9 protein-coding genes are annotated in these 11,777 nt (G+C 70.6%); 7 read left to right on the top strand and 2 right to left on the bottom strand.

Going from position 1 to position 11,777, the window contains the following annotated elements; genetic code table 11:
- Nucleotides 1-269: 269 nt before the first annotated feature.
- Nucleotides 270-1,238: a hypothetical protein gene (locus tag CIK81_RS05110; protein WP_096196461.1), complete on the bottom strand. Its 969-nt coding sequence runs from the start codon at nt 1,236-1,238 to the stop codon at nt 270-272.
- Between the two features lie 248 nt (nt 1,239-1,486).
- Between CIK81_RS05110 and CIK81_RS05105 the strand changes: the two genes are divergently transcribed.
- Together CIK81_RS05105 and add are read left to right on the top strand one after the other, a co-directional pair.
- Entirely contained in the window at nt 1,487-4,684 is a 3,198-nt protein-coding gene (locus CIK81_RS05105; RefSeq protein WP_114355472.1) for a GH92 family glycosyl hydrolase, read from the top strand.
- Between the two features lie 78 nt (nt 4,685-4,762).
- The gene (gene add, locus CIK81_RS05100; protein WP_114305096.1) at nt 4,763-5,776 is read left to right on the top strand and encodes an adenosine deaminase; all 1,014 of its coding nucleotides are present in this window, start codon (nt 4,763-4,765) and stop codon (nt 5,774-5,776) included.
- A 44-nt stretch (nt 5,777-5,820) separates the two neighbouring features.
- Here the strand turns inward: add and CIK81_RS05095 are convergent, their stop codons facing one another.
- Entirely contained in the window at nt 5,821-6,303 is a 483-nt protein-coding gene (locus CIK81_RS05095) for a hypothetical protein (protein ID WP_114355471.1), read from the bottom strand.
- Between CIK81_RS05095 and CIK81_RS05090 the strand changes: the two genes are divergently transcribed.
- From CIK81_RS05090 to CIK81_RS05070, 5 genes are all read left to right on the top strand, one after another.
- A complete protein-coding gene (locus CIK81_RS05090; RefSeq protein WP_096164506.1) occupies nt 6,304-6,972 on the top strand; it encodes an RNA polymerase sigma factor in 669 nt (222 codons plus the stop codon).
- Nucleotides 6,972-8,225: a serine/threonine-protein kinase gene (locus tag CIK81_RS05085; RefSeq protein WP_096164505.1), complete on the top strand. Its 1,254-nt coding sequence runs from the start codon at nt 6,972-6,974 to the stop codon at nt 8,223-8,225. Before CIK81_RS05090 ends, CIK81_RS05085 begins: the two co-directional genes overlap by 1 nt.
- A gap of 118 nt (nt 8,226-8,343) precedes the next feature.
- Nucleotides 8,344-9,057: a hypothetical protein gene (locus tag CIK81_RS05080; protein ID WP_141393698.1), complete on the top strand. Its 714-nt coding sequence runs from the start codon at nt 8,344-8,346 to the stop codon at nt 9,055-9,057.
- Nucleotides 9,054-9,683: an OmpA family protein gene (locus tag CIK81_RS05075; RefSeq protein ID WP_096164503.1), complete on the top strand. Its 630-nt coding sequence runs from the start codon at nt 9,054-9,056 to the stop codon at nt 9,681-9,683. Before CIK81_RS05080 ends, CIK81_RS05075 begins: the two co-directional genes overlap by 4 nt.
- 162 nt (nt 9,684-9,845) lie before the next feature.
- Entirely contained in the window at nt 9,846-11,675 is a 1,830-nt protein-coding gene (locus CIK81_RS05070; protein WP_096164502.1) for a hypothetical protein, read from the top strand.
- Nucleotides 11,676-11,777: the final 102 nt, after the last annotated feature.

The following is an 11,777-nucleotide window of genomic DNA, read 5'->3' as shown; positions in this document are numbered from 1 at the left end:
ATGAAGTGCCAGGCCGTCGTGCACCGCGGGTGGGGCTCCACCTGCGGGCTCCGACGCCGACACACCTTTGACAACGATGTCATCCGCGATGATAGCGATCCACGTCACCCTCGGGAACCCCTGCGGCGGAACATGTCCGGTTCGTCGGGATCGGCCACCGACCCGAACCCCGTCATGATCTGCCGACCATGGACTCCCCCTGATGCAGCGTGGAGCCCGCCCCGGACGGGGACGGGCTCCACGCTGCATGGCGGACGCGGGACGTGCTGTCAGTCGCCGATCCCGGCGCTGCCCGCCGCGGCGGCCTCTCGCTCACCCTCGGCGGTGCGGGCCCCGACCTTCTCCAGGACGCCGTCGCGACGGTCGTCGACCTGCTGCGGCGCGATCCGTGAGCGGCCGGAGGCGTCCGCCGACGCGGCGAGCTCGGCGCACTGTCCCTCGGCCGCCCCCCGCACGCGGTTGTCCTCACCGGTCGGCGCCGGATCGTTCCCCTCGCAGCGCAGATCGCCGCGGATGATCGCGTTGCTGATGACCACGTCGTCCGTGTTGTCCGTCAGCGCGACATCACCGCCGACATAGCTGACGCCGCAGGGTCCGACCGGTGCATCGGCACCGATCTGCACCAGTCCCCCGTTGCCCGTGTAGCTGAGGTCGCCATCGACCTCGCTGGTGCACAGCAGCCCGCCCTCGGCGGCGCCCGTCACGCTCAGATCGCCGGTGATCCAGCTGTCATAGACGTCCGTGAGGTGCTCGTCGGTCGTGGTGACGCTTCCCCGGACCACGGATCCGTCGAGGTAGGTCTCGCCGCTCGCGGCGACGACCCATGCGCTGTGCTCGGAGCCCAGGCTGTAGAGGAACCCAGACTCCTGTGCGTCGGTTCGGCCGTCGACGGCACCGTCCTCGACGTAGGCGCCGTAAGCCGAGCGGAGCACCAGGCTGCCCGCGATGGTCGAGCCCTTCGAGTCCAGATAGGCGTCCTCCTGCACGCGGAGGCTGCCCTCGAACGTGGAGCCCTCGGCAATCAGATCCGCCCCCGCACGCACGGTGACGTTCCCGGTCACGGTCACGCCGGACAGGTCACAGGCCTGGTCGGCGCGGATGACCAGGTCCCCGGGGACGGTCACGTCGGCGGCGGTGCCCTGACAGTACGTCGTCAGCGCCCCGTGGGCGGGCAGGGCGATGCCCATCGAGATCAGTCCTACAGCGGCAGTGGTGGACAGTGCGGTGCGCCAGCGCATGGCGGTCCTTTCGTCGTCACGTCATCGTGAGGCACGGGCCGGAGCATCGATCACCCCGCCCGTCGGGGGAATGCAGAACGTCCTACGGACGCGACCGAGTCAACACCTTTTCCACCCTGTTGACAAGGTTGTCATGCGACTGGAACCCTGCTCCCGGGTGTGGAGGTGTCACCCGGAGGCTCGCGACGACGCGGGCCCGCAGTGGCCCGGGCGCAACGGCCCGGCACGAACTGAGCGGATGATTCGCGATGAGGCCCTGGACCAGATCACGCACCGCACACAGGGCTGCGGCCCTGCTGACGGCACTGGCACTGAGCGTCGGCGGGACGGTCGGCGCTGCGACGGCAGCCCCTCCGGCGAGCAGGAGCGGCGACGCGGCTGTGCACGATCCTCTCGACCACGTCGACCCGATGGTGGGCACAGGTGCCGGGACGGGAGCCGTGGTCGGGGAGATCAACAACTTCCCCGGCCCGTCGATGCCCTTCGGGATGGTGCAGGTCTCGCCCGACACTCCGAGCTCCTACGCGGGCTACCGGCACTCCGACTCCGAGATCAGCGGCTTCAGCCTGACCCACGCGGCCGCAGGCTGCAACGTGTTCGGCGACCTCCCGCTTCTCCCGGTCACCGGGGAGATCGGCGACGCGCCGTGGGACCGCACCGAGCAGTTCTCGCATGACACCGAATCCGCCGAGGTCGGGAGATACGCCGTCACGCTGGAGTCCTCGGACATCGGCGTAGAGCTGTTCGCGGCCACCCGCTCCGCCGGCATGACCTTCGACTTCCCGGAGACCGAGCCGGCCCAGATCATCCTCGACGCCGGCGGCTCGAAGGCCAGCGTCTACGACGTGGACCTGCAGGTCGACGGGAGCACCGTGACCGGCTCCGTGACCACCGGCGGGTTCTGCGGGAAGGACAACCGGCACACCACCCACTTCGTCATGGAGTTCGACACCGCCGTCGAGGACTTCGGCACCTGGCAGGACGGAGAGCTCCGTCCGGGCGAGGCGACCGCGGCCGGACAGACGGCCGGCGCCTGGCTCACCTTCCCGGCAGGATCCGAGGTCACCGTCACGTCATCCCTCTCCTACGTGGACGCGGCCGGGGCGGCCGCGAACCTCGCCGAAGAGATCCCCGACGGGGACGTGTCCTCCCTCGAGACGGCCAACCGCGAGGCGTGGGCCGAGATGCTCGGGCGGATCGAGGTCTCCGGAGGAGCCGACTCCGACACCACGATGTTCTACACCTCGCTCTACCACTCGCTGATGCACCCGAACACCTTCAACGACGTCGACGGGCGCTACACAGGTTTCGACGGCGAGATCCACGAGGTCGCCGCCGGCCACACCCAGTACGCCAACTTCTCCGACTGGGATACCTACCGCTCACTCGCCGCCCTGCACGCGGTCCTCGCGCCGGAGCGCGCCTCTGACATGGCGCAGTCCCTGGTCAACGACGCCGAACAGTACGGGTGGCTCCCTCGATGGCCGGTGGCGAACCAGCCGACCGGGCAGATGACGGGAGACTCCACCGTCCCGCTGATCGCCTCCATGTACGCCTTCGGGGCCCATGACTTCGACGTGGACTCCGCCCTGGACCACATGATCAAGGGCGCCACGCAGACCCCCGTCGGCACCGACGGGTACGTGCAGCGACCTGGGCTCGAGAGCTACCTCGAGCTCGGGTACGGCCCCCAGACGGAGGAGTTCCGCGGCGACCACCGGATCGTGGGTGCCTCGGTGACCTTGGAGTGGTCGATCGCTGACTTCGCGATCGGGCAGATGGCCGAGGCGACCGGCCGGGACGAGGTCGCGACCGAGTTCCAGGAACGTGGACAGTACTGGCAGAACATCTACGACCCGGCCACCGACCTGATGTCCGCGCGCTCCGAGTCCGGAGACTTCATCGAGCCGGCCTCCGGATCCGGTTTCGGGCAGGAGGGCTTCGACGAGGGCAACGACCACCAGTATACCTGGCTCGTCCCCCAGAACGTCGAGGGCCTGGTCGAGGCGCTCGGCGGCAGGGACGCCACGATCGCGCGACTCGACGCGTTCACCACCGAGCACAATGCCGGGGACGGTGAGCCGAAGCTGTGGATCGGCAATGAGCCGAACTTCGGTGTGCCCTGGCTGTACAACTACGTCGGGCAGCCGGCGCGGACCTCGGAGCTCGTCGACGACATCATCGCCGAGCTGTTCCAGCCCACGCCGGACGGCAAGCCCGGCAATGATGACCTCGGCGCACAGGCCGGGTGGTACGTGTGGGCCGCGATGGGGCTGTACCCCTCCACGCCCGGCACCGACGTACTGACCCTCAACGCCCCGCGCTTCGAACGGGTCGCGATCGACCTGGGTGAGGATCAGCAGTTGGAGATCCTGGCCCCGGGCGCCGCCGACGGGGGCAGATACATCGAGGGCATGGAGGTCGACGGAAAGCCGTGGGATCGGACCTCCCTGCCCGAGAACCTGATCGCCGAGGGCGGCGTCATCGACCTCACCATGTCCGACTCACCGGACCAGGACTGGGGCACCGGGGACGAGGCTGCCCCGCCGTCGTTCCGCGAGGGCGAATCCGAGCTCGCCGCGACCGCGACGCCGTCCTTCCAGACCGTCGCGCCGGGAGAGTCCGCCGTCCTCACCACCACCGTGCAGGCGTTCGGCGGGAATCGTCGGCCGGTGGCCGTCGACATCGACGCACCCGAGGGCATCTCGGCCACGGCACGGCCGCTGCGCCCGGACAGCTCCGGGCAGGTGGTCGCAGATATCACCCTGACCGTCTCCGACGAGGTCGCCGTCGGCGACCACGACGTGCAGCTCACGGTGGGCCGCAAAGGGTCCGACGAGGTCAGGACGCTGCCGATCCGGCTCCGCGTCGCCCCACCCGGGTCGATCACGGCGGCCTTCAACACCGTCGGCAGCGCCCCCGACGACGGCTCCACACCGGGCGATCTCGACGGGTCGGGAAACAGCCTGTCGGAGGAGGCGCTCGCCGCCGCGGGCCTCGTGCCGGGGTCCCAGCACGAGGTCCACGGTCTGGCATTCCCGTGGCCCGACGTTGCCCCGGACAGCCCGAACGCCCTGACCGCCGACGGGCAGCGGGTCGAACTGCCCGCTCCGTCAGAGTCGCTCTCCTTCATCGGCGTCGGCACCCACGGGAACGTCGACGACATGGTGTCCGTCGAGCTCACGGACGGCACGACCCAGGACGTGCCGATCACCCTCGGGGACTGGGTGCTGCCGACCGCGGACGGCTCCCCGATCGACGGCAACACGGTGGTGGTGACGATGGATCGCAACGCCGGCGAGGCGAGCACCACCCATGTCTTCGCCACCGACGCCTGGTCGGCACCCGACGGGGCGAAGATCGCCGCCGTGACCTTCCCGAGCAACGAGAACCTGCACGTGTTCGCGATCGCCGACGACGGGGCGGAGACGTCCGAGATGGCGTAGACGTGATGACGTAGGGGTGTTGGCGAAGGCGTACTCTGCCAAGCGTCGCGAGCCCACAGTCAGAGGAGAAATTCGACCATGACCAGCATCGACCGAGAGTTCATCGATTCCCTGCCCAAAGCGGAGCTGCATCTGCACATCGAGGGCACGCTGGAGCCGGAGTTGAAGCTGGAACTCGCCCGTCGCAACGGCGTGGAGATCGGGCAATCCACGGTCGAGGAGGTCCGCGCGACCTACGCGTTCACCGACCTCACGAGCTTCCTGTCGGTCTACTACCCGGCGATGGAGGCGCTGGTCACCGAGCAGGACTTCCATGACCTGGCCATCGCGTACCTGCGCCGCGCCGCGGCCGACGGCGTGGTCCGGGCCGAGATCTTCTTCGACCCGCAGGCGCACACCAGCCGCGGCGTCCCCTTCAGCACGGTCATCGACGGGCTGTGGTCCGCCGTCCAGGAAGCTCCCGCCCTGGGCGTGGACGCGGCCCTGATCATGTGCTTCCTGCGGGACCACAGCGCGGACTCCGCGCGCGAGACTCTGGAGGCCTCACTCCCCTACCGCGATCGCATCGTCGGCGTGGGCCTGGATTCCGACGAGCGCGGCAATCCGCCGGAGAAGTTCGCCGACGTGTTCGCCGCCGCGAAGGAGGCCGGCTACCGGCTGACGATGCACTGCGACATCGACCAGGAGCAGTCGATCGCGAACATCGCGACCGTCCTGCACTCCATCGGTGTGGAGCGCATCGACCACGGCACCAACATCCTGGAGGACCCTGCCCTCGTCGCCGAGGCGAAGCAGCACGGCATCGGCTTCACCTGCTGCCCGTTGTCGAACTCCTTCGTGACCGAGGAGATGAAGGGCCGCGAGATCGCCACGCTGCTGCGCGACGGCCTGAAGGTCTCCATCGCCTCCGATGACCCTGCCTACTTCGGCGGGTACGTCGGGGACAACATCGCGGCCCTCGCCGAGGCGCAGCAGCTCTCCCGGGACGAGGTGGTCCAGCTGGCCCGCAATTCGCTCGAGATCAGCTGGGCCGACGACGCCCGCATCCAGGAGTGGCTGCGCCGGCTGGAGGACGCCGCCTCGGCGAGGTGAGCGAAGAGCAACTGCCCGGTGCCGCTGTCAGCCCGGTTCCAGCTTCAGCTCGGTTCCAGCTCGTGTTCGTGCTCCCAGCGCGTCGCGGCCTGGCGATAGTCCGTGAGCTCCTGCTCCAGGGCGAGGACGACCTCCGGCGCCTGGGCTGAGATGTCGACACTCTCTTGCGGGTCCGCCTCGAGGTCGTACAGCGCCCGCTCCACGGTGGCCGGCGGATCCATGCCCTCCCGGGCATCCTCGACGAGCTTGTATCGCCCTTGGCGCACCGCGTACTGCCCCTGGTAGGTCCAGATGACGCTGCGCTCAGGGAGCTCCTGATTCTCATCGCTCAGCGCATCGAGCAGCGAGATGCCATCGACCTCCGTGAGCGCGGGCGCTGGACCGGGGGTGAGCCTGTGGGGTCCCTGCGTGATGGGGCACCCTGACCTCGCCCTCAGCGGAGTGCCGCCCCCGGGCTCGAGATCGGCACAGTCCAGCCTGCGACGTCCGGCACCGGCCGCCACGACCCGCACGATAGGCTCGCGCACATGGGGACGGAACGGGGGTCGCCGGCCGAGGCGGCGGCACGAGCATGCGATGAGCTGGAGCGATACCTGACGACGGGCCGGATCGACGCCGCCCGCCGCACCGCCGACGCTCTCCTCGGCGCGGGCGCGCAGGACGAGGTGCTGGCCGCGCTCGCGCAGCTCTCTGTCACGCTCCCCGAAGCACTCGAGCTGTTCGTCGAGACCCTCGATGCGACCGGAGTGGTGCGCCGTTTCGCCGGCGCCGCACTGCTGGATCCCCCCGCCGTGGATGATGTCGCCCAGGATTCCCTGATCTCGATCGCGCAGTCGATCCACAGCTATGACGGCCGGTCGAAGGTGACCACCTGGGTACACAGCATCGTGCGCCGACGGGTGGCGGACCATCTGCGCCGTCAGCGACGCACCGTGGAGCTCGAGGAGCAGCACCGCCCTGCGGCACGGATGAGCTCGCTGATCGCGGACCGGGTCAGCGTGCAGCAGGTGCTGGCCGGTCTGCCGGACCGCTACCGGGCGCCGGTCGAGCTGCGTGACCTCGAGCAGCTGCCCTATGCGGCGATCGCCGCACGGCTGGGCCGCGCCGAAGGAACCGTGAAGTCACAGGTCAGCCGGGGCCGCGCGATGCTCGCCGGCCGGCTGGGCGCGGACCAGCCCGCTCCCGAGAAGCTCTGATGGCAGAGCTGCTGGGCCACTACCGGCTGCACGAGGTGCTCGGTGTCGGCTCCTTCGCCACGGTGCACCGCGCACACGACGAGCGACTCGACGCCTCCGTGGCCGTCAAGGTCCTGGCTGAGAACCACAGCCTGAACCCCGAGATCCGGGAGCGCTTCATCGCCGAGGGCCGCACCCTGCGCCGCGTCGGCGGCCCGCACCTGGTCACGGTCCACGACATCGGCCAGACCTCCCGGCAGCAGCCGTACCTGGTGCTCGAGATCGCCGACCGCGGCACCCTGCGTCAGCGCGTCGAGAATTTGCGGGCCGAGGGCTGGCGCGCCACCCGAGAGGATGCGCTGGCTCTTGCCCGGCCGCTGGCGGCCGCGGTGGGGGCGGTGCATCGGGCCCGGCTGGTCCACCGCGATCTGAGCCCCGGGAACCTGCTCTTGACCAGCACCGGCGGAGTCGCCGGTGTGACTCAGGGCGATGCCGTCACTCCGCCGGCGTCGGTGCTCGGCGCCGACGAGCGCCTGCTGGTCGCCGATCTCGGGATGTGCAAGGACCTCGCCGTCAGCTCCGGCCTCACCGTCGCCGCCGGCACCGACGGGTTCCGTCCACCCGAGCAGTCCCGGCCCGCTGTGGTCGACATCCGCGCCGACATCTGGGCGATGTCCTCCGTGCTGCGCTGGCTCGTCCAGGATGCCGACCTGCCCGCGGCGCTGCACCGGACGCTCGAGCGCGGACTGCAGGAGGATCCCGGCGCCCGCCAGGCCGACGCGACGACATGGCTCGGCGAGGTCGAGGAGGCCCTGGCCCTCGAGACTGCACCGGCCGCGCACGAGCCGTCGGCCGCCTCGCCGGTCGGCCCCGAGCCGTCGTCCGCCTCGTCGCTCTCGGCCAGCGCCGGCGTCGGATACCGCCTGCGCCGTCGCGCCGTCCTCGGAGCGCTGCTGGTGCTCGCCCTGGTCACCGGGCTGGGGCTCGGCAGCCTGCTGGACCTCCGCGGCGCCGTGCCGTCGGCAGCGGGCGGTGTCTCGCTGGCGATCGAGGGTCCGGACGAGGTGAGAGTCGGTGAGGAGGCGGTGTTCACTGCCGAGGTGGAGGGTGCCGACTCCTGGGTGTGGTCCCTGCCCACCGGCTCCCACCTCGTCGATGCCGAGCAGACGGTCCTCACCGCCTCCGGGCCCGGCACCGCGGAGGTGGTGCTGCGCGCCCGCGCCCCCGACGGGCAGGAGCTGGAGGCACGGCGCACGGTGCGGGTTCTCGAGTGACCTCGCGGCGGCTGAGAACTTTCTCGGGATCCGATGCAACCGAACCGCCCTCCGCGACGACATACACCGTGAGACCACATCGATGGCGTCCGCGCAGCCGGCGCCCGACCGAAGGAGCATGACCATGACAGACCGCCGCACTCTCCGGCCCACGCGGCGCCAGGCCGTGCTGGCCCTCACCTCGCTGGCCGGGCTGTCGATGACGGCCTGCTCCGGCGGCGGCGGCGAGGCTGAGTTCGAGGATTCCGCCGACGAGCCCACCGCCGACGAGCAGGCCGACGGATCCGATGCCTCAGACGGCGGCGGGCAGGAGCATCCCTCGCAGGAGGCCGACGAGGCCGAGCCCGCCGCCGTGATCGATCCGGCCGACGCGGTCGATACGATCAGCTACACCCTGCCGAGCGGCGACATCGACGGGACGATGACCGTCGGCCTGCACCATCTGCGCGTGCGCGGCGACACCATGGAGCTGCTGCTCACCTTCACCCCGGAGTTCACCGAGCCCGGAGCGTTCACGCTCTGGGAGCTGCACGGGGAGAACCACAGCAACGTGGGGCCGGCGCTCTTCGACCGCGTCAACCTCAAGCGCTACGACATCCTGCGCACCAATGGCAGCTGGGATACCGAGGGGGTCTGGAACAGCAAGCAGGCCGTGCACGAGCTCGCCTCCGGCGACACCCAGGCGTACTGGGCGAACTACGCCGCACCCGTGGACGAGATCGACACCGTCAACGTCGGCATACCGGCCGGCCCCGAGTTCGAGGACGTCCCGATCGAGCAGGGCCCGAGCGATGCGACGGGTGAGCCCGGCGCCGAGGACGGGGAGGGATGACGATGACCGACACCACGACGCGCCGCTCCCCCGCCCGGAGGCCCGACCTGCGCATCGCGCTCGACCGACATCCCGTGGGCCGCCTCGCCGCATGCGCGGCGGCGCTGCTGGTCCTGGCGATCGCCAGTCCACCGGCACTCGCTGATGGTGAGGCGGAGGGGCCGCCCGAGCAGCCCTTCGAGATCACCCAGACGGTCCTGGACGACTCGATCACCACTTACGTCGCGCCCAGCTCGATCACCTCGCTGGGCAGCACCGAACCGGCCGACGACCAGGTGATCGTGCTCGAGGCCGATATCCTGTTCGCCTCCAACACCTGGGACCTGCCGGGAAGCGCCACCGCCCGCATCGCCGAGCTCGCCGCCGAGATCCCCGAGGGGGCGAGTGTCCAGGTGGGAGGGCATACCGACTCCCGCCCCGTGAACCAGGCACTGTACGACTTCGACAACCAGGAGCTCTCCGAGCACCGCGCCCAGGCTGTCGCCGACGCGCTCACCGCGCAGCGCCCCGACCTCACCCTCGAGGTGACCGGACACGGCAGCCAGCAGTTGGCCGCGACCGAGGACCCCGACGACCCGTCCTCCTACGCGGCCAATCGCCGGGTCGAGATGCGCTACGGGGACTGAGCCGGTCGAAGGCGCCCACCTCGTGGCCGTGCTCGGACGCCCGCCGGGGCAGAGAGTCGGCGGCCCGGGTGCGAGGTAGCCGGCGCGAGGCCGGGCTCTCCCGTTCTCGCGCCTCACCGTCACCTTCTCGCCCTGTCGGCCCGCACCTGATGGAATGGCCCCATGAGTCCACGCCCTCGCAACCGCAACCCGCTCGGGCAGGGCGCCGCCCGCCAGCACCCGCACCGTCGCACCGCGCACCCTGCGCGGCCCGCGACCACTCCCGCCGAACCGGCGGCGGAGAACCCCCTGATCCAGGTGCTCCGCCCGGCGCTGCGCTCCGACGATCCCACCGCGTTCTGGGTCGCCGCAGCACCGCTGGTCACGGAGATCGCGGACCTGCAGCACCATTCCGAGGAGCTGCCGGAAGGGGTGGACCTGCTGGACACCTTCCTCGAGATCAACGTCGCCGAGACCACCGCACTGCTGCACATGGTCGCGGCGATGTGTCCCGATGCGGAGCTCCGCTCCCGGGCGCGGGTGGGAGTCACCGCCCGCCGCCAGCCGATGCCGCCGCAGGTCTCCGGGCTCGCGCAGGCCTCCGTCACCGAGGGAGTCGCCTTCTCCGACGGTGCCGGGGAGAACCTGATGGTGGAGCTGGCCCTTCCCCGCGGCGTGCGGGCCGTGCTCATCGCCTACATCCCGTGGAGCCCCGCACCGTACGTGAAGGACGCCTTCGTGATCGGCGAGCCGATGGAGCAGGTCACCGACAAGTACCGGGAGATCATGGCCAACGACGGGACGTCGCTGGACGAGGTCCTCGAGATCGTTGACCCGGCGGACGCGCGCGCCCGCTTCCACCAGGCCCTCGCGTCCACTGCGGCGGATGTGGAGCAGTCTCGTGACTGGGAACAGTGGCCGATGCTGCGACCCTTCGTCGAGTTCGTCGTCACCCTCATGCCGGAGGGAGGGACGGGGTACGACCAGGACGGCCTCGGTGCCGGCGTCTCCCGCGATGCCGCTCGCCCCGTCCCCGAGCGCCCGCCGTGGCTCCTCGAGGACGGCACCGACCTGATCGAGGAGTTCACCGCCTCCGAGCACGCCGTGGGCCTCGCACACGGCAAGGCGCTGGATGATCTGGTCGCGTACCTGATGATCCTGCTCGACGCGGGCTTCGGCGATCCGCTGGGTTGGGATCCGGAGCTCACCGAGTGGATCGTCACCGACGTGCTGCCCACGAGCCCGCTCCTCTCCGAGGACGCGGTCACGTTGATCCCGTCCGCCCTCCCGGCGCTGATCGCCTGGTCCCTCGAGCGGACCGACGAGGATCCGTCCGTGCGTGCGCGCACCCTGAGCGCGATCGCTCCGGTGCTCGAGCAGTTCCCGGCGCGTCACGCCGATCCGCGAATGCGCGCTCGCCGACTCGAGGAGCAGGTCGACCTCGCGCTCGAGCTCGAGGACCCCAGCGCGCTGCGCCTGGCGGATCTCGCTCTGCGGGCGGGCGGGGTCGAGGCGCTCGCGACGCTGAACACCACGCCGCTGCCTGCAGAGGAGCTCGCTCTCGAGCAGTTCCCCGAGGAGCTGCGGGACCTCGCCGCCGAGATCGACGCGCACCTGATCGAGGGGGCGTCCGCGCTTCTCGAGCACCACCCCGGATCCGCCGATCTCAACGAGCTCCTCACCGCCTGCCGGCGCCTGCTGGTGCGCGTCGCCCAGCTCGATGATGCGGTGCTGCGACGGAAGGCGAGCACCCGCAACACCGCTGCGGCGGTCGTCTCGATCATCGCCCGCGGCAACGACCTCATGGGGTATGCGCCGGCGCCCCTGCACGAGAAGGACCTGCGGGCAGCCTTCGACCTGCGCAGCGCCCCGAGCCAGCGCGCTCGCACGCTGGCGCAGGCGGCCGCGCTCCCCCATCGCTTCGCCGGCATCGCGCTCGCCGATCCCGGGCTGCTGCTGGGCTCCATGCGTGCGAAGCTGCTGCAGGAGCGGGACGTGCTGCAGTCGGAGTGAGGGGCGACGTGGTCAGCTCTGCCCAGTTGACGTCATCGTGCCCCTCGACGAACACATCTTCGGGCACCAAGGCCCCGTCGCCGACGGCGAGTCCGCTGCGTC

Source organism: Brachybacterium sp. JB7, assembly GCF_003335205.1.
Classification (GTDB): domain Bacteria; phylum Actinomycetota; class Actinomycetes; order Actinomycetales; family Dermabacteraceae; genus Brachybacterium; species Brachybacterium alimentarium.
Note: the sequence above shows the minus strand (reverse complement) of the source record. Positions and strands in the feature narration are given on the sequence as shown.